Below are 17,228 nucleotides of genomic sequence, written 5' to 3' on the forward strand. Positions count from 1 at the left end.
GCGTGCAAAGGCTGTTGGACTTCACGCGTACACCGTCCGTGCGGGGTCGCACCGCAGGCCCCGACGCAGACCTCGCGTCCGGTCGTCCGCCGGTGGACCATGAGGGCAGACGACGGGAGGGAGCGGATGACCACGCGTTCCACCGAACGGGTGACGGGGTGGCGGCTGCTGCTGCCCGGACTCGCCGCGCTGCTGGGCTACCGCCGCTCCTGGCTCACGGGTGACCTGCTCGCCGGTGTGACCGTGGCCGCCTACCTCGTACCGCAGGTGATGGCCTACGGCGGCGTGGCGGGGCTGCCCCCGGTCGCAGGTCTGTGGGCGATCCTGCCCGCCCTCGGCCTGTACGCGCTGTTCGGTTCCTCACGCCTGCTGTCGGTCGGCCCCGAGTCCACGACGGCTCTCATGACGGCCACGGTGGTGGCGCCGCTCGCCGCGGGGGATCCCCGGCGCTACGCCTCCCTGGCGGCGGCCCTCGCGGTCACCGTCGGACTGCTGTGCCTGGTCGCCCGCGTGGTGCGGCTGGGCTTCTTCGCGGACCTGCTGTCCCGGCCGGTCCTGATCGGCTATCTCGCCGGCGTGGCACTGATCATGATGGTGGACCAGCTGCCCAAACTCACCGGGGTACCCGTCTCCGGTGAGGAGTTCCTCGCGCAACTGTGGTCCTTCCTGAGCCACTTGGCGGACGCACACCTCGCCACCGTCGTCTTCTCGGCGGCCGCCCTCGCGTTCCTCTTCCTGATGAACCGGTTCGTCCCGGTGGTGCCCGGCCCGCTGGTCACCGTCGTCCTCGCGACCGCCTCCGTGGTCGTCTTCGACCTCGACGGCCGGTACGGGCTCAAGGTGATCGGCACGGTCCCCTCCGGGCTGCCGGACGTGGCCGTCCCGGATCTGGGCGAGCTGCCCCACCTCGTCCTGCCCGCACTCGGTGTGCTGCTGGTCGCCTACACCGACTTCATCCTCACCGCGCGGGCCTTCACCGGCGAGGACGACGACGAGGGCCCGGGGCTCGACGCCAACCAGGAGTTCCTCGCCCTGGGCGCGGCCAACCTGGGCGCCGGGGTGCTGCACGGTTTCCCGGTCAGCAGCAGCGCCAGCCGCACCGCCCTCGCCTCCTCGGCGGGCGCCCGCAGCCAGGGCTACGCGCTGGTCGCCGGCGCGATGGTGCTGGCCGTACTGCTCTTCCTCAGCCCCCTGCTGACCCGCATGCCCTCCGCCGTGCTCGGCGCGCTCGTCGTCTACGCCGCGGTCCGCATGATCGACCTCGCGGGCTTCCGCCGGCTGGCGTCCTTCCGCCGCCGGGAACTGCTGCTCGCGCTCGGCTGTCTCGCCGGGGTGCTCGCCCTGGACATCCTGTACGGGGTGATCGTGGCCGTCGGCCTGTCGGTGGCCGAGCTGCTGACCCGGGTGGCCCGCCCGCACGACGCCGTCGAGGGCCTGGTCCCCGGGGTGGCCGGCATGCACGACGTCGACGACTACCCGCTGGCCCGCACGATTCCCGGTCTGCTCGTCTACCGCTACGACTCGCCGCTGTTCTTCGCCAACGCCGAGGACTTCCGGCGCCGCGCCCTGGCCGCCGTCGACGAACAGACCGACCCGGTGCGGTGGTTCGTGCTGAACACCGAGGCGAACGTGGAGGTGGACATCACCGCACTGGACGCGGTCGACGAGGTGCGCCGCGAACTCCTCGGGCGCGGCGTGGAATTCGCCCTCGCCCGGGTCAAGCACGAGCTGCTGGTCGACCTGGAGGCGTACGGCCTGGCGGACTCGGTCGGCCGGGAGCGGATCTTCCCGACGCTCCCGACGGCCGTGACCGCCTACCGGGCGTGGCTCGACCGGTAGTGGTCCGGCACGCCCTGCTCCCGCGTTCTCCGCGGAGCGGCACCCGTGCGCTGTGCACCCGTGCGCCCGTGCTCATGCGTCAGTAGGCCGGAAGCCGTGCTCCCGGAAGTGGTCGCGGACGCTGTCGGTCAGGGCGAACTCCTTGAACCCCGCGGGCAGCAGGGGCGACCCCAGCACGGTGGGGTTGGGTTCCGGGGCGGGACCGAGGTCGCCCCCGGTACCTCAGCCGGCCGTGAGGTCGGGGCGGACCAGGGTGCCCGACCTGCCGTGCACGATCTCGTAGGCCGCGTCCAGGGCTCCGATCGCGGCCAGTCCGCCCGTGCGTTCCACGAACCGGGCGGCGGCTTCGGTCTTGGGCCCCATCGAGCCGGCCGGACAGCGTCCGCGGCGCAGCTCGGCCGGGGTGGCGTCGAGAACGGGCTGCTGGGCGGAGGTCCCGTAGTGCTCGTACACGCACGGCACGTCGGTGAGGATGAGCAGGAAGTCGGCCTTGAGGTCCTCGGCCAGCAACGCGGCGGTGAAGTCCTTGTCGACGACGGCCTCCACCCCGGTCAGCGCGCCGGTGTCCCGGTCGGCGGTGACGGGGACTCCCCCGCCGCCCGCGCAGATCACCACGGTGCCGCTGTTCAGCAACTCGTGGACGGTGTCGGTCTCCAGGACGCGTTGCGGCGCCGGGGAGGGGACGACGCGACGCCAGCCACCGGTGTCCTGCGCGATGTGCCAGCCGCGCTTGCGGGCGAGACATCGGGCCACGTCACGGGGGTAGAGCTGCCCGACGAACTTGGTGGGCCGTGCGAACGCCGGGTCGTCGGCGCGCACCAGGGTGTGCGTGACGAGGGTGGCGACGTGGTGGCCCGGCAGGACGTCGTGCAGCGTGCAGGCCAGCAGAGAGCCGATCATGCCCTGGGTCTGCGCGCCGAGCAGATGCAGCGGATACGGGGCGCTGAGAGCGGGATCGGCGGCAGTCTCCACCGCGAGCAGCCCGATCTGGGGGCCGTTGCCGTGGGTGAGGACGAGCTCGTGTTCGAGAGCGAGGGCGGCCAGCGCGGTGGCGACCCGGTCGATGTTGGCCTGCTGGACAGCGGCGTCGGGACGCTCACCCCGGTGCAGCAGGGCGTTGCCGCCGAGAGCGACGACGATACGCATGACGTGATTCCTCCGGGTGCGGCACGTGGGGCCTCGATGCGGGGTGCGGCCGGCGCGGTGCTTCCTGAGCGGGTCTCGCCGCGGACGCGTCGGTCCGCGTACGACGCTTCCACGCCCGGCCGGGCCCGGACAGCGGCCACACGGCCCGCACCGGTCCCGATGGTCCCCGGAAGCGGACTCGCCGGTACCGAACGGGCCGATCGGTGGACCGGGTGGCCCATGGGACGCGGCGAGGACCGGGCACACGCTGGCCTGGAAGCCCGCGTCCGCCAGGGAGGCATGTCATGAACGTCTCTTCCACCCCCAGCATGCTGCGCGCACTGTCCGCCGAACACCGCGGACGGCTCATGCGCTTCGCCCGGGAGGTGTCCATCGCCCAGGGGACACGCCTGTTCAACGAAGGGGGAAGGGCCGACCGCTTCTGGATCATCCGCACCGGCAGGATCGAGCTCGACATGCGGGTTCCCGGCTGCCGGCCGGCCGTCATCGAGAGCCTCGGTCACAACGAACTGGTCGGCTGGTCCTGGCTGTTCGCCCCGCACGTCTGGCACCTGGGCGCCGAGGCGACCACACCGGTGCGGGCCTACGAGTTCGATGCCGCGGCCATCCGGTCGATGTGCCGGGACGATCCGGCTCTGGGCAACGACGTCGCCCAGTGGGCCGGTCAGGTACTGGCCCATCGGCTCCGCTCGGCCCGGACGCGCCTTCTGGACCTGTACGCCCCGAACGGCGCCGGCAGCACCGTCTGATCCGCCCCGCAGCGCATCCGACCGAGGCCGGGGACACGCGACCCGACGGCGCCCGGAGCCCGGAGGCGGCATGAGCACGCACACCTGAGACCCCGTGTGACGGCACCAGTCACCTTCCGCCCGCGAACGACGGGCCTCCGGGCCGCTGTCACGGAGCGGACGGGTGTCACGGAGCGGGTGGGGCCGGTCGGCCCTAGTGACACCGGGCCCCGACGCGTCATGATCGGTCTGATGGACGGCCGCGGTCCGTCCTCCGCCGGAACGAGGGGTCACCATGCCAGAGACGCGCACCTTCACCGAGCAGGATCCCATTCGCGTGTTCCTGCTGGACGACCACGAGGTCGTCCGCCGCGGTCTGGCCGACCTGCTCGACACCGAGCCGGACATCTCGGTGGTCGGCGACGCCGGCACCGTCGACCACGCGCTCGCCCGGGGCCCCGCGCTGCGCCCGGACGTCGCCGTCCTCGACGTACGGCTGCCGGACGGCGACGGCATCTCCGTCTGCCGGGAGCTGCGCAGCCAGATGCCGGAGCTGGCCTGTCTGATGCTGACGTCCTTCGACGACGAGGAAGCCCTGCTCGACGCGATCATGGCGGGTGCCTCCGGTTACGTCCTCAAGCAGATCAAGGGGTCCGACCTCGTCTCGGCGGTGCGCACGGTCGCCTCGGGCCAGTCGATGCTGGATCCCGCGACCACCGCCCGGCTGATGCGGTCGCTGCGCGCCGACCCGGCGGACAGTCCGGCCGTACCGTCCGAGCTGGCGAGTCTGTCACCGCGCGAGCGGGACATCCTGGCCCTGATCGGTGACGGCCTCACCAACCGCGAGATCGGCAAGAAGCTGTACCTGTCGGAGAAGACCGTCAAGAACCACATCTCCCGCCTGCTGGCCAAGCTGGGCGTGCAACGGCGCGTACAGGCAGCCGTGCTGGCCTCGCACCTGGAGCAGGCGGACTCGGGCGACCGTCCGGCCAGGTGACGCCGGCCGGGTCCCGCCGGCGGCCGTCACTCCGACCCAGGGCGGTCCGGTGACCGGCGTCACATCCGGCTCCTGTCAGCAATCGGGGCGCCGTCTCGTTCAAGGGGCACGCGAACGAGACAGGAGCAACGCCATGAAGCACCGCATCGTCGTACTCGGCGCCGGATACGCCGGAGCCTTCGCGGCCGGAAACCTGGCCCGCCGGCTCTCCCCCGCCGACACCGAGATCACCGTCGTCAACGCCGTGCCCGACTTCGTCGAACGGATGCGGCTCCACCAGCTCGCGATCGGCCAGGACCTCACCTTCCCGCAGCTCACCGACGTGTTCGCCGGTACCAGGGTACGCCTGCGCCTGGCGCGCGTCACCGGCATCGAACCGGAGCGCGGGACCGTGGTCGTCACCGGCGAGGACGGCGAGGACGAACTCGCCTACGACACGCTTCTCCACGCCCTCGGCAGCTCCGTCGACAACCGCGGCGTCCCCGGCGTGGCCGAGTACGCCTTCGACGTCACCGGCCGGGCTTCGGCGCTGCGTCTGCGGGAGCGCCTGGCCGGGCTGGGCGAGGGCGGCACGGTGCTGGTCGTCGGGGAGGGGCTGACCGGCATCGAGACGGCCACCGAGTTCGCCGAGTCCCGCCCCGACCTCTCGGTCGCCCTCGCCGCCCGGGGCGAACTCGGCGCCTGGCTCTCCCCGAAGGCCCGCCGCCACCTGCGCCGCGCCTTCGACCGGCTCGGCGTCACCGTCCACGAGCACACCGGGATCGCCGCCGTGGAACCGACCCGGGCGATCGCCGCCGACGGTACGTCCGTCCCGGCCGACGTGACCGTGTGGACGGCCGGGTTCGCCGTGCACCCCCTCGCGGCCGCCGCCGGCCTGGAGGTCACCGAGACCGGGCGGATCGTCGTCGACCGCAGCATGCGCTCGGTCTCGCACCCGGACGTCTACGCCGTCGGTGACTGCGCCCACGCCGTCGGCGACAACGGCCGGCCGCTGCCGATGTCCTGCGCCTCGGCCGGCTTCACCAGCATGCAGGCGAGCGCCGCGATCATCGCGCGCCTGAAGGGCGAGGCGGTCCCCACCACCGGGCTGACGTACTACGGCAACCACATCAGCCTCGGCCGGCGGGACGCGATCTTCCAGATGGTGGACGGGGACGTCCGCTCCAAGTCCTGGTACCTGGGCGGCAGGGCGGCCGCACGCCTCAAGGCGGGCATCCTCAAGGGCAGCGTCTGGAACGTGTCCCACCCGACCTTCGGTCTGCCGGCACGCCAGCACCGCGCGGCCACCACCCGGGACGAGACCCGCGTGACGGCCGCCGCCTAGGCTGCCCCGAATGGACAGCGCGGACATCGATCGGTTCGAGGCCGGCCGGGGCCGGCTGGCCTCGCTCGCGTACCGCCTGCTCGGCTCGGCCGCCGACGCCGAGGACGCCGTGCAGGACACCTTTCTGCGCTGGCAGGCCGCTGACCGCGCCCAGGTCGAGGTCCCGGAGGCGTGGCTGACCAAGGTGGCCACCAACCTCTGCCTCGACCGGCTCCGCTCGGCGCAGGCGCGCCACGAGCGCGCCGCCGGTGCCTGGCTGCCCGAGCCGCTCCTCGAAGGCGACCCGATGCTCGGGCCGGCCGACACCTTCGAGCAGCGCGAATCCGTGTCCCTGGCCGTACTGACCCTCCTGGAGCGCCTCTCGCCGGTCGAACGGGCCGTCCACGTCCTGCGGGAGGTCTTCTCGTACCCGCACGCGGAGATCGCCGCGATCCTCGACATCACCGAGTCCGCGAGCCAGCAACACGCCCACCGGGCGCGGCGCCGGGTCGTCGCCGAGCGTCGCGGCGGCACCGACGTCGACCCCGCCTCCGCGCGCAGAATCGTCGAGGAGTTCCTCAGCGCGGCGACCTCGGGTCGTACCGAGCGCCTGGTGGCGATGCTCACCGCCGACGCGACGTTGGTCTCCGACGGTGCCGGACTGGCCAAGCGGCTGCTGCGGTACGACACGCCCGAGCGCGTCGCCGCCGTCCTGCGGGCCGGCTTCCGGCCCACGCCGGCGAAGCGGCGGCTGGCCGGCGGCTCGCCCGCGCTCCATACGGCCCTGGTCAACGGCTCCCCGGCCGTCGTCGCCGTCGTCGAGGGCCGGGTCGTGGGCACCGTGGTGTTCGAGGTCAGCGACGGAAAGGTCGCGTCCCTTCGGGGCATCGCCGCCCCGGCCCGGCTCACACGCCTCGACGAGACCTGGCGCCGCCACGAACCCGACGCGCCGGTCGTCCCCGCATGGTGACCGGCGCCGCGCACGATCCGACGGGGATCTTCCTCAACCCCCTTACAGTCGCGGTCAGTTCTTGACGAGGACCTTCAGGCTCCTGCCGTCGGCCACGTCCTGGTAGCCGGCCGGGACACCGCTCAGGTCGGTGGTCATGTCGAAGACTCCGCCCGGCTCCCGACCCCAGGATCGTGGGTGCGGCGGCGGGTCTCCTGGAGGCATCGGCGCGCCGCCGGCGGGAGGCGGCGCGCGGCCAGCGGCTGACGGCTGACGGCTGACGGCTGAGCCTGCGGAAGGGGCGATGTCTGCCGCGTGGGACGGCGGCAGAGGGCGGGCGGACTCGCCGGCTCTCTGCCGCCGCCGTTCGCCCGGTCGGGCGCCGGCTACCGGCTCGTGTAGGGCGGCGCGGGCCGGGTCGGCTGACGGTCGGAGAAGACGTTCACGGAGTCGTCCGGCGCGGGCGCCGCACGGTCCCAGTCGTCGTCGCTGAGCATCATGTCCGGGTCGAACATGACGATCACGGCGGCGACCAGCAGGACGACGAGCGGGCCGGCGAGCATCACCAGGAGGAAGGACAGCAGGTTGGTGGACGACTGTGAGGACTCGGCCTGCCCGGTGAGGTGGACGGAGACGGCGGCCATGCCGGTGTAGTGCATGCCGGTCACGGCCACCCCCATGACCAGACTCGCTCCCAGGCTCGCCCACAGCCGGTGAACGGAGACCGCAGCCCACAGCGCCGCCGTCGCCGCCACTACGGCGATCACGACCGACAGCGCCACCGTCCCCGTGTCGTAGCGGAGCCCGCCGTTGGTGTGGATGGCGGCCATGCCGAGGTAGTGCATGGCCGCGACCCCGAGCCCGGTGACCGTGCCCGCGATGCCCAGGTTCAGGGGCGAGCTGCCCCGGTAGCCGACCAGGAACACGCCGACGGCGACGAAGGCTATGGCGACCGCGAGGCTGAGGACGGTCTTCGTGGGGTCGTAACCGACCAGGGCCCCCTGCACGCTGAAGCCGATCATGGCGATGAAGTGCATGGTCCAGATGCCGCAGCCGATGCAGACGGCGCCCAGCGCCAGCCAGCCGGCTTTGCGTTGCGGGCGGCGCAGCGACCGGGTGGTGCACCGCAGCCCCAGTGCCGCGCCGAGACAGGCCATGAGATAGGCGGACACGGGCGTCACGGCGCCGTAGTAGAAGTTGGAGACGGTGGCGGTCATGGAGGATCCCTTCACGTGCGTGACGGCAAGGGCACCTGCGACCCGGTGGGGCGCACGCGCCGGCCCGGCCGTGAAAAGGCCGTGCCGGGCGTGCTCCGGCGCGGGGCCTCAGGCCGGGGAGGGCCTGGCCGGAACACCTGCGGTGCGTCGCGGCGGAGGCGAGGGCGGATCTCCCGCCCGTCCACCGCCGCACAGGTGCGGAGCGGCTCGGTCCGGCGAACGTGACCGGGATGTACGGCAGTTCTGCCGGGGCAGCAGAGCACGGGGAGCCGGGTATCAGATCGAGCCACCTGGCCGAGTTGTGCAGGATTCAATCACACACTGCACACCGTTTCTCCACATTGCGCGCAATCATTCGCCGAATTGACACGTCGCCCTCTCGGCCACAGAAGGGAACGCACCCGGGGCCGCCGGGCCACCGCGGTGCCGGACGACACGCACAGCGCTCGTGCCGCCCTCGAAACGGCGGCCTCTGGGGAGCACGTCCAATTGATACGTCGCCCTCTCGGCCACAGAACGGAACGCACCCGGGGCCGCCGGGCCACCGCGGTGCCGGACGACACGCACAGCGCTCGTGCCGCCCTCGAAACGGCGGCCTCTGGGGAGCACGTCCACGACGCGCCGCGGGGAGGCCGCCGCGCGGCCCGCCGCAACCGCCCTCTCGGCCCTCAACGCCCTTTTCCAGCCGGCCCGTTCACTGAACGGTCGAACCCGCACTTCGCCGAGGTCAAGGGTGACTCCGCCCCCGGCCGGCTGGACTGCGTCCGGGCTCCTGAGCCGCGTCCGGTGCCGGTCGGCGGGCTGTCACGCGTCCGAGGGCGACGTCTCGTCGCCGGGTCCGGCCGGGACCGACGGCGACGTGGGCGCCGCAGGACGGGCGGGCGACGGTGTGGGCAGCCGGGCGGCGAGCCGCCAGCTTGCCCCGGAGGAACCGGCGTGCAGGTGGCCGCCCAGTGCCGTGACCCGCTCCGTCAGACCGACGAGGCCGTAGCCGCCGGGCCCCGCGCCGGCCGCGGCCCCGAACGAGCCTTCACCCGTCGGGAAGCTCCCGGCACTCCCGGCGTCCGCGGCGGGCCCGTTGACGACCTCCACCGTGGTGGCCGGCGGACCGTAGTGCACGCGCACCGCGACGGGCGCCTCACGAGCGTGCTTACGGGCGTTGGTGAGGGCCTCGCGCACGAGCCGGTGCACGGCCAGCCGGTGACTGGTCGGGGCGCTCCCCTCGTCACCGGAGACCACCGCGTCGATCACCTGACCGGCGGCCCGTGCCTCGGCGAGCAGCTCGGTCAGGTCCTGCAGGGCCGGCGCCTCGGCAGCCGTCGCGCCGACCGCAGGGGAGCCGCCCGCGCCGACCGCGGGCGAACCGCCCGCCCTGGAGAGCGTGTCGGCGCGGGAGAGCGTGTCGGGGCGGGAGGGCGTTTCGGGGCGGGAGAGCGTGTCGGCGCGGAGAACGCCCAGCACCTCACGCAGGTCGTCCAGGGCGCGTGCGGCCGTGTCCCTCAACAGGCCGACGCGCTCCGCCGCCGCCGGCGGCATCCCCTCGGCTCGCCGTTGCAGCACCCCGGCGTGCAGCACCAGCAGGCTGAGCCGGTGGGCCAGGACGTCGTGCATCTCGCGGGCGATCCGGGCCCGCTCCGCCAACCGCTCCTGCCCGGCGCGCAGTTCGCGCTCCACGCGCAGCTGTGCCACCTGCTCCGTCAGCGCGTGCAGCAGTCTGCGCCGGCTGCCCGCCCACATGCCGAGGGCCAGGGCCAGACCGACCAGCACGACATTGACGACACCGCCGCTGGTCCAGGTGCTCAGCCGTCCCCCGTGGAGGGGGCGGCCGAGAGCCGCCGCGACGGCGAACCAGGGCAACCCCGCGCCCAGGGCGATGCCCAGGCACACCCACACCGCGCGCAGCCGGTCCCGCGAGGAGTAGTGATACAGCGTGACCAGCAGCGGGAACAGCGAGCCCAGGGCGACCGCGGCGAGCGCCAGGCCCGCCACCGCCCGCGGGAAGCGGGGCCGCCCGACGACCGCGGCCGCGGCGGCCACCGCCAGCCACGGGGCGGGGTCGGCCAGGGTGTCACCGGCCGACCGCAACCCCTCCAGCAGGGACAGCGACGCCAGAACCACCACCGCCGCCGCCTCGATCCACCACGGCACACCGCGTCCCGGTCCCGAATCCACCGTCCCATCGTAGGGAGGCGGGACGAGCCCCCGCCCGCGACGAACGGCCACCGGCACCCCCGACGTTCGTCGGACATCCTCGCCCCGGACCTGTCGGTCAGCGACCGGCGATGCCGGAAGTGCCGCCCGCCATCCTGTCCGCAGGGCATGATCGATACCTTCGTGCCGGAGGCGACCGTGCCGGAGGCGACCAGAAAGGCGGCGGGGCCGTGAGCGAGGGAGCGGACATCACGACGGCCAAGGAGGCGGCGGATCACCGGCTGATCCTGGCCTTCGGCCGGCTGCAGGGCGCCGCCAACCGGCTGGAGTACATCCTGGGGCGGGCGCTGGAGGAGGAGTGCGGGATCAGCCACCTCACGTTCGAGGTGCTGCTGATCCTCGGGCGGGCCGGTGAGCCGGGGCTGCCGATGCGGGCGATCGCCCAGGAGCAGGTTCTGACGACCGGGGGTGCGACACGGCTCGTGGACCGGATGGAGGCGGCCGGCCTGGTCGAGCGCACCGAGGCGCCCGGCGACCGGCGCGGGCGGCTCGTACGGCTCACGCCGCTGGGGGCCGAGACCGCGGTGCGCGCCTCCGGAGTGCATCTGGAGAACATCAGGCGCTACTTCTTGGACCCGCTGCCCGCCGAGGATCGCGAGCGCTTCGCGGAGGACCTGCGCATCCTCAGCCACGCGGCTCGGGACGTCCTGCCCCGCCTGCCGTGAGCGGGCGCGCCCCGGCCTCGTGAGCGGCCCGGGGCGGCACAGGTGAGACACGGGTGAGACGCACGGTGCACGACTGGATAATCATCTGACTGGTCAGATACTGTGCAGTCAGGTAAAGCGTTCGCGCCGGGGTCGCCCCACGGGCCCGGCCGGCGTCCGCACACTCCTTTCGTCCCCCTCAAGGAGCACTCCATGAGCACCCTCTCCTTCAAGGTTCTCGACCTCGACTTCCCCGCAGGCAGCAAGAACAAGACGGCCACCCTCGTCACCGGCGAGAGCGAGGCGCTGCTGGTCGACGCCGCCTTCACCCGCGCCGACGGCCACCGCCTGGTCGCCGAGATCCTCGACTCCGGCAAGCGGCTGACCACCGTGTTCGTCAGCCACGCCGACCCCGACTTCTACTTCGGTGCCGAAGTCGTCGCCGACGCCTTCCCCGACGCGCGTTTCGTCGCCACCCCCCTGGTCATCGAGCACGTCAAGCACTCCTACGAGGGCAAGCTGAAGGCCTGGCAGGCCCTCGGCCCGAACCTGCCCACCCGCCTCGTCGACCTCGAACCGCTGACCGGCGACCTCACCCTGGAAGGCCACCGCTTCGAGCTCCGGGGCGGCCCGGCCGGACTGCCCGACCGTCACTACCTCTGGCAGGCGGAGCAGCGCGCCATCCTCGGCGGCGTCCTGGTGTTCCAGCAGGAACACGTCTGGGTCGCCGACACCCCCGCCCCGGGCGACCGCGCCTCCTGGATCGACCTGCTGGACGAGATGGCCGCCCTCGACCCGCTTCTGGTGGTCCCCGGACACCGTCTTCCGGGCGCGCCGGCGGACGCCGGAGCCATCGGCAACACCCGTGCGTACCTGGTCGCCTTCGAGGAGGAGCTGGCCAAGGCCGCCGACGGTGCCGCGCTCACCGAAGCGCTCGTCGCGCGGTATCCCGACCACGGCATGCTGATCGCCGCCCAGATCGGCGCCAAGGTCGCCAAGGGCGAGATGACGTGGGGCTGACCATGACGCACGAAGGCACCGACTTCGCGGTCTCCACCGCCCCCGCCGACGTCGTACGGCGCCAGTACCTCGCCTCCGCGGCCGGAGATCTGGCGGCGCTCAGGGCCACTCTGGCTCCGGACGTCGAATGGACGGAGATGGCCGGCTTCCCGCTGACCGGCACCTACCGCACCCCCGAGGGCGTCACCTCCCACGTGATGGAGAGGCTGGGCGCGGACTGGGAGGACTGGACCGCGCACGACGACACGTACGTGGTCGACGGTGAGAACGTCGTCGTCCTCGCGCGCTACACCGCCGTCAACGCGGCGACCGGGAAGCCGATCGACGTCCGCGTCGCCCACCACTTCGTCGTACGCGGCGGACCCATCGCCCGCTTCGAGCAGTTCGTCGACACCGCGCTCGTCCGCGACGCCATGACCGGCTGACGGAACGGCCACGAGACCGGTGGACGTCCCGGGGAGCCCGGGTGCCGCCGGCCCGGGATCAGACCGCCGGCGCCGGGGCGGAGGGGTCGGACCGTTCGGTCAGAGCGGCTCGTAGGCGAACCAGTCGAAGTGCGCCGAGCCGGATGCCGCGTACATGCCGATGACACGGCCGGTGAAGCCGCCCGCGACCTCCGTGGACAGGTACCGGCCGTCGAGCGAGGCGAGCGCGACGAAGGTCCCGTCGGGTTCCTCGAAGCCGACGGTGACGGTGTCCGGGCCGGAGCGCGGGTCGTTCACGCCCTGCACGGCTGCCACCTCGACGCGGAGCACCACGGGACCTGGTGGCGTCGGCCGGGACGCGACGACCGTGCTCAGCGGGCCGATGCGGGCCCGCACGCGCACCTCGCCGGACGACGCCTCGACGTCGTAGTGGTGCTGCTCGTCGAGGCGGACGGCCAGGCCCCCGGACCCTTCCGACACGTCGATCAGCGCGCGCACCCGGCAGGAGAGGTGCTGCTGGCGCCGGCCGGCGAACGTCACGTCGGCGTCGTCGAGGGACCGGCCGCGGGCGCGCAGGGTCAGCCAGCCGGCGCGCTCCTTCGTGGTGCAGTCCTCCGCCGGCCGCCGCCGCACGGAGACCCAGTGCGGGGCCAGTTCACCGAGGTCGAAGTCGTCCCGGCCCGGAACGGACGGGCCGGGGTGCAGGGGCCAGGAAGGCGCCGGGAGGTCGGTGGAGAGGTCGCCGACGACCGGCCAGCCGTCGACCCAGTCGACCGGTACGAGGAACGTCTCCCGGCCGATGACGTGCCACCCCGGGGAGCCGCCGCCGGGCCGCACGCCGAGCAGCACCATCCACCACGAACCGTCGGGCCCCTGGACCAGGTCCGCGTGGCCGGTGTTCTGGATCGGACGGTCGGTGCCGCGGTGGGTGAGGACCGGGTTGTCCGGGCACGGCTCGAAGGGGCCGTCGGGTGTGCGGGCGCGGGCGACGGAGACGCCGTGGCAGCGCTCGGTGCCGCCCTCGGCGATGAGCAGGTACCAGTGGTCGCCGATCCGGTAAAGGTGCGGGGCTTCCGGGGCCTTGGCGCCGGGGGTGCCGGACCAGAGCCGGCGGGAGGGGCCCAGGGTCTCCCCGGTGCGGGGATCGATGGCCACCTGCGCCACCCCGGCGACGGTGCACCAGCAGGTGCCGTCCTCGTCCCAGGCGATGTCGGGGTCGATGCCGTGCACGCCGGGCAGCCGGACGGGATCGGACCAGGGGCCCGCCGGATCGGTGGCCGTGAACAGCAGGTTGCCGTCGGCGCTGACGTTGGTGACGATCAGCCAGAAGCGGCCGTCGTGGTGGCGCAGGGTGGGTGCGTAGATCCCTCCCGAAGACGGCGCGTCCAGCGGGAGTCGCAACTGGCTCGGCCGGTCGAGCGCGTTGCCGATCTGCGTCCAGTGCACCAGGTCCCGGCTGTGGAAGAGGGGGATGCCGGGGAAGTACTCGAAGCTGGAGCAGGCGGCGTAGTAGTCCTCGCCGACCCGGCAGACACTCGGGTCGGGGTGGAAGCCGGGGATCACGGGGTTGCTGACGGTGGCGCCCGTCTCGGGCATGCTCGACACCCTGGTGTCGTCCTTTCGCTGACTGGCGTGCACGGGTGGGGCGTGGACGGATGCGGGGCGTGGACGGAGGGGTCCGCCGGCCGCCGGCTCGCCGGGCGGCCGTCTGATCATTCTGACCGTCCGGCGCCGCCCGGTACAGGAGTCGTACGCGGCGGTCCCAGGCAGTGGTCCTACGCAGTGGTCCTACGCACGACCGCCGCGCGTCAGTGGCGTGGTCGGGTCCTGGCGGGCGGCGGTCGACGCGCCGGTTCCCTCGCCGCGCCCCCGTACCGCGTCGCGGAAGTCGATCGGTGACCGTCCGGTCCGGTGCGTGAAGTACTTGCCGAACTGCGAGGGATGGGCGAAGCCGAGCTGGTCGGCGATCTGGGCCGCGGTCCGGTCGCCGTGCGCCAGCAGCCGCTTGGCCTCCAGGACCACACGGCGGTCGACGAACTCCTTGGCGCTGAGCCCCGCGGTGGCGAGCGTCGCCCGGGCGAGGGTGCGGGCGGAGTAGCCGAGCATGCCGGCGTAGTCCTCGACGCGCCGCGTGCGGGTGAAGTGCCGTTCCAGCGCGTCCCGGAACCGCAGATACGTCTCGTCCGGCGCCGGCGCGGGGCCGACGGGGGCCGTGAGGTGGGCCAGGCGCAGCACGAGGACGGCCAGCAGGTGCCGCAGCGCCATCAGGTGTACGTCCAGGGGCAGTTGGCCCAGTGCCTGGAACTCGCGGCTCAGGTGCCGCGCGGCCAGGTCCAGTGCCTCGGCGTCGTCGCGGTCGGGCGTGCCGGCGACGGGGGCGTACGGGTCGTCGAGACGGGCGGCCGTGGCGGTGGCCGCGTCCAGGACGTCCTGCTGGAAGAGGATCAGCGTGCCCTCGGCCCCCGTGAGGTCGCCCCACTGGTGCACCTGCCCCGGGCGCACCCACAGCCAGGAACCGGGCGCGAGGGTGTGTCCGGTGAAGTCGACGGTGTGCCGGAGGCCGCCCGCGGTGAGGCCGATCAGGTGGTGGAAGTCGGGGCGCTGCGGACGGTCGGGGGTGCGGCCGTGGAAACGCTCGCGCAGGTCGGCCAGCGACATCACCTCGATGCCGGCGGGGGTGCCCGCCGGCGCGGCGAAAAGAACCTCGGGGATCTCCGGCGACGAGGCGTGTCGGTTTTTGACCATCATCAGTCGGAACTGTATCCGGCTCCCCTGTCGTCCGCCTCGTACGTTGGTGGTGGCGCCGGCGAGCACAAGGCGCCGTGACGGCGGAAACCGGAGAGGACGAGCGCGTGGTGAGCCCGACGAGCGACATCCGTGACACCGGCGGCGCCCGCGGCCTCGGCGGCCCAGGCGACACCTTGGCAGGCAGCCGCGAGACGTTCCGGGCGTGGCTGCGCGACGCGGACCGCGTACTCGTCGCCGCCGGCGCGGGCCTGAGCGCGGCGGCCGGCTACGACTACGGCGACACCGAGCGCTTCAGGCAACTGTTGCCGGCGTTGCACCGACTGGGCCTGCGCTCCCGGTACCTGCTCGGCGTCCCCCTGCCCGAGGACATGATGTGGGGCTACTGGGCCGTCCACATCGACGACATCCGCCACGGCCCCGGCCCGAACGCCCTCTACCAGCACCTGCGGGCCGTCGTGGGCGACCGCGACCACTGGGTGATGACGTCCAACGTCGACGCCCTCTTCGTCCGCGGCGGCTTCGCGGCGGACCGTGTCTTCACCCCGCAGGGCGACTACGGCCGCCTCCAGTGCACCGTGCCGTGCACCCGCGGGACGTGGGACAGCAAGCCGTTCCTCGACCGGGTCCTCGCCGCCTACGACCGCGAGAGCGGCCGCGTCACCGACCCCGCCGCCCTGCCGCGCTGCCCCCGCTGCGGCGCCGACGTGTTCCCCAACGTCCGGGTCGGCCCGGAGTTCGTGGACGACGCCTACCTGCCGGCCGGGCACCGGCTGGCCGGGTGGCTCGACGGCGCGCCCGAGGACAGCATGGTGCTCGTCCTCGAAATCGGCGCCGGGTTCAATACTCCGGGTGTGATCCGCCGGCCCATGGAGAACCTGGTGCGCCACACGCCGCGGGCCCGCCTGGTCCGCGTCAACCCGGACCACCCCGAGGTTCCCGCGGACCTCGGCGACCGGGCCCTGTCCGTGCCCTTCGGGGCGGACCGGTTCCTGAGCGGGCTCACCCCCTGACGGGCAGCCACGGAACGCGGCCCTCCCCACCACAGGAAGCGATGCACATCATGTCCGACGCACCCGCCCCCACGATCGCGGTCACCGGCTCCACCGGACGTCTCGGCGCCCGTGTCGCCCAGCGCCTCGCCGAGCGGGACATCCCGCAGAAGCTGGTGGTCCGCCGCCCCGAACGTGCCCCGCACCTGAAGGGGGCGACCGCTGTCCGCGGTGACTACGGCGACCGTGCCGCCTCGACCGACGCCCTCACCGGTGTCGACACCCTCCTCATGGTGTCCGCCTCCGAGAGCGCCGACCGGCTCACCCTGCACAAGCGGTTCGTGGACGCCGCCGCCGCGGCCGGCGTACGGCACCTCGTGTACATCTCCTTCTTCGGCGCGGCCCCCGACGCCACGTTCACCCTGGCGCGCGACCACTTCCACACCGAGGAGCACATCCGGGCGAGCGGCCTGGCGTACACGTTCCTCCGGGACAACATGTACGCGGAGTTCGTGCCCGATCTCGCCGGCGAGGACGGCGTCATCCGCGGTCCCGCCGGGCAGCGCCGCGTTCGTCGGCCAGGAGGACATCGCCGACGCCGCCACCGCGGTCCTGACCCACCCCGCCGACCACGCGGGCGCAATCTACGACCTGACCGGGCCGGAGTCCCTGACGCTGGACGAGGCGGCCGCGATCGTGTCCGAGGAACTGGGCCGCACCGTCACCTACCGGCCCGAGACGGTCGAGGAGGCGTACGCCTCCCGCGCCTCCTACGGCGCGCCGCAGTGGCAGCTCGACGCCTGGGTGTCCACCTACACGGCCATCGCGGCCGGTGCGCTCGACGGGGTCAGCGACGCCGTACCCCGCCTCACGGGCCACCCCGCCACCTCCCTCGCCGACGTCGTCCGCGCCACCCGGCAGCCCGGCCGGGGCTGAAGGCCCGCACCGCCCCCGTACGGTCCTCGGGGGCACCCCGCCCCTACGGCCGCCCCGCCCCCGAGCCCCGGACCAC

General features: G+C 73.3%; 15 protein-coding genes and 1 pseudogene. 10 read left to right on the forward strand and 6 right to left on the reverse strand.

Features of this window, described 5'->3' with window-relative positions; genetic code table 11:
- The first annotated feature begins 126 nt into the window (after positions 1–126).
- Complete coding sequence (gene sulP, locus ABZT03_RS08765; protein ID WP_356035441.1) at positions 127–1,839, forward strand: sulfate permease; 1,713 nt, start codon at positions 127–129, stop codon at positions 1,837–1,839.
- A 222-nt stretch (positions 1,840–2,061) separates the two neighbouring features.
- On the opposite strand, the gene ABZT03_RS08770 is transcribed toward sulP, so the two are convergent.
- Positions 2,062–2,985, reverse strand: a complete 924-nt coding sequence (locus ABZT03_RS08770) for a carbamate kinase (protein WP_356035444.1) — start codon at positions 2,983–2,985, stop codon at positions 2,062–2,064.
- A gap of 284 nt (positions 2,986–3,269) precedes the next feature.
- Between ABZT03_RS08770 and ABZT03_RS08775 the strand changes: the two genes are divergently transcribed.
- The 4 genes from ABZT03_RS08775 to ABZT03_RS08790 all read left to right on the forward strand — a co-directional run bounded on the left by ABZT03_RS08775 (position 3,270) and on the right by ABZT03_RS08790 (position 6,983).
- On the forward strand, positions 3,270–3,734 hold the full coding sequence (locus ABZT03_RS08775) for a cyclic nucleotide-binding domain-containing protein (protein WP_356035447.1): 465 nt from the start codon (positions 3,270–3,272) through the stop codon (positions 3,732–3,734).
- A 274-nt stretch (positions 3,735–4,008) separates the two neighbouring features.
- A complete protein-coding gene (locus ABZT03_RS08780) occupies positions 4,009–4,710 on the forward strand; it encodes a response regulator transcription factor (protein ID WP_356035449.1) in 702 nt (233 codons plus the stop codon).
- Between the two features lie 133 nt (positions 4,711–4,843).
- A complete protein-coding gene (locus ABZT03_RS08785) occupies positions 4,844–6,034 on the forward strand; it encodes an FAD-dependent oxidoreductase (protein WP_356035452.1) in 1,191 nt (396 codons plus the stop codon).
- A gap of 10 nt (positions 6,035–6,044) precedes the next feature.
- Complete coding sequence (locus ABZT03_RS08790; RefSeq protein WP_356035455.1) at positions 6,045–6,983, forward strand: sigma-70 family RNA polymerase sigma factor; 939 nt, start codon at positions 6,045–6,047, stop codon at positions 6,981–6,983.
- A 54-nt stretch (positions 6,984–7,037) separates the two neighbouring features.
- Here ABZT03_RS08790 and ABZT03_RS08795 read toward each other — a convergent pair whose 3' ends face one another.
- From ABZT03_RS08795 to ABZT03_RS08805, 3 genes are all read right to left on the reverse strand, one after another.
- Positions 7,038–7,187 (reverse strand): hypothetical protein, encoded by a 150-nt coding sequence (locus tag ABZT03_RS08795; protein ID WP_356035458.1) that lies wholly within the window; start codon positions 7,185–7,187, stop codon positions 7,038–7,040.
- A 161-nt stretch (positions 7,188–7,348) separates the two neighbouring features.
- A complete protein-coding gene (locus ABZT03_RS08800; protein ID WP_356035461.1) occupies positions 7,349–8,179 on the reverse strand; it encodes an MHYT domain-containing protein in 831 nt (276 codons plus the stop codon).
- Between the two features lie 804 nt (positions 8,180–8,983).
- The gene (locus ABZT03_RS08805; protein ID WP_356035464.1) at positions 8,984–10,351 is read right to left on the reverse strand and encodes a histidine kinase; all 1,368 of its coding nucleotides are present in this window, start codon (positions 10,349–10,351) and stop codon (positions 8,984–8,986) included.
- Positions 10,352–10,560: 209 nt separating this feature from the next.
- On the opposite strand from ABZT03_RS08805, the gene ABZT03_RS08810 reads away from it, so the two are divergent.
- The 3 genes from ABZT03_RS08810 (at position 10,561) to ABZT03_RS08820 (ending at position 12,479) form a co-directional block, all read left to right on the forward strand.
- Positions 10,561–11,055 (forward strand): MarR family transcriptional regulator, encoded by a 495-nt coding sequence (locus ABZT03_RS08810; RefSeq protein ID WP_356035467.1) that lies wholly within the window; start codon positions 10,561–10,563, stop codon positions 11,053–11,055.
- Positions 11,056–11,247: 192 nt separating this feature from the next.
- A complete protein-coding gene (locus ABZT03_RS08815) occupies positions 11,248–12,054 on the forward strand; it encodes an MBL fold metallo-hydrolase (RefSeq protein ID WP_356035470.1) in 807 nt (268 codons plus the stop codon).
- Positions 12,045–12,479 (forward strand): nuclear transport factor 2 family protein, encoded by a 435-nt coding sequence (locus ABZT03_RS08820; protein ID WP_356035472.1) that lies wholly within the window; start codon positions 12,045–12,047, stop codon positions 12,477–12,479. The genes ABZT03_RS08815 and ABZT03_RS08820 overlap by 10 nt, the downstream gene beginning before the upstream one ends.
- A 99-nt stretch (positions 12,480–12,578) precedes the next feature.
- Here ABZT03_RS08820 and ABZT03_RS08825 read toward each other — a convergent pair whose 3' ends face one another.
- On the reverse strand, positions 12,579–14,075 hold the full coding sequence (locus ABZT03_RS08825) for a glycoside hydrolase family 43 protein (protein ID WP_356035475.1): 1,497 nt from the start codon (positions 14,073–14,075) through the stop codon (positions 12,579–12,581).
- Positions 14,076–14,267: 192 nt separating this feature from the next.
- Positions 14,268–15,227 (reverse strand): AraC family transcriptional regulator, encoded by a 960-nt coding sequence (locus ABZT03_RS08830; protein WP_356035478.1) that lies wholly within the window; start codon positions 15,225–15,227, stop codon positions 14,268–14,270.
- A 104-nt stretch (positions 15,228–15,331) separates the two neighbouring features.
- On the opposite strand from ABZT03_RS08830, the gene ABZT03_RS08835 reads away from it, so the two are divergent.
- A complete protein-coding gene (locus ABZT03_RS08835) occupies positions 15,332–16,237 on the forward strand; it encodes an NAD-dependent protein deacetylase of SIR2 family (RefSeq protein WP_356035480.1) in 906 nt (301 codons plus the stop codon).
- 41 nt (positions 16,238–16,278) lie between these two features.
- A pseudogene (locus tag ABZT03_RS08840) lies at positions 16,279–17,152 on the forward strand (SDR family oxidoreductase).
- The last annotated feature ends 76 nt before the right edge of the window (positions 17,153–17,228 follow it).

This window comes from Streptomyces sp. NPDC005574, from assembly GCF_040605435.1.
Taxonomy (GTDB): domain Bacteria; phylum Actinomycetota; class Actinomycetes; order Streptomycetales; family Streptomycetaceae; genus Streptomyces.

Coding starts and splice junctions, on each gene's coding strand:
- ABZT03_RS08790 (WP_356035455.1), top strand. CDS start 6,045: ATGGACAGCGCGGACATCGATCGGTTCGAGGCCGGCCGGGGCCGGCTG.
- ABZT03_RS08825 (WP_356035475.1), bottom strand. CDS start 14,075: ATGCCCGAGACGGGCGCCACCGTCAGCAACCCCGTGATCCCCGGCTTC.
- ABZT03_RS08815 (WP_356035470.1), top strand. CDS start 11,248: ATGAGCACCCTCTCCTTCAAGGTTCTCGACCTCGACTTCCCCGCAGGC.
- ABZT03_RS08780 (WP_356035449.1), top strand. CDS start 4,009: ATGCCAGAGACGCGCACCTTCACCGAGCAGGATCCCATTCGCGTGTTC.
- ABZT03_RS08830 (WP_356035478.1), bottom strand. CDS start 15,227: ATGATGGTCAAAAACCGACACGCCTCGTCGCCGGAGATCCCCGAGGTT.
- ABZT03_RS08785 (WP_356035452.1), top strand. CDS start 4,844: ATGAAGCACCGCATCGTCGTACTCGGCGCCGGATACGCCGGAGCCTTC.
- ABZT03_RS08775 (WP_356035447.1), top strand. CDS start 3,270: ATGAACGTCTCTTCCACCCCCAGCATGCTGCGCGCACTGTCCGCCGAA.
- ABZT03_RS08770 (WP_356035444.1), bottom strand. CDS start 2,985: ATGCGTATCGTCGTCGCTCTCGGCGGCAACGCCCTGCTGCACCGGGGT.
- sulP (WP_356035441.1), top strand. CDS start 127: ATGACCACGCGTTCCACCGAACGGGTGACGGGGTGGCGGCTGCTGCTG.
- ABZT03_RS08800 (WP_356035461.1), bottom strand. CDS start 8,179: ATGACCGCCACCGTCTCCAACTTCTACTACGGCGCCGTGACGCCCGTG.
- ABZT03_RS08795 (WP_356035458.1), bottom strand. CDS start 7,187: ATGCCTCCAGGAGACCCGCCGCCGCACCCACGATCCTGGGGTCGGGAG.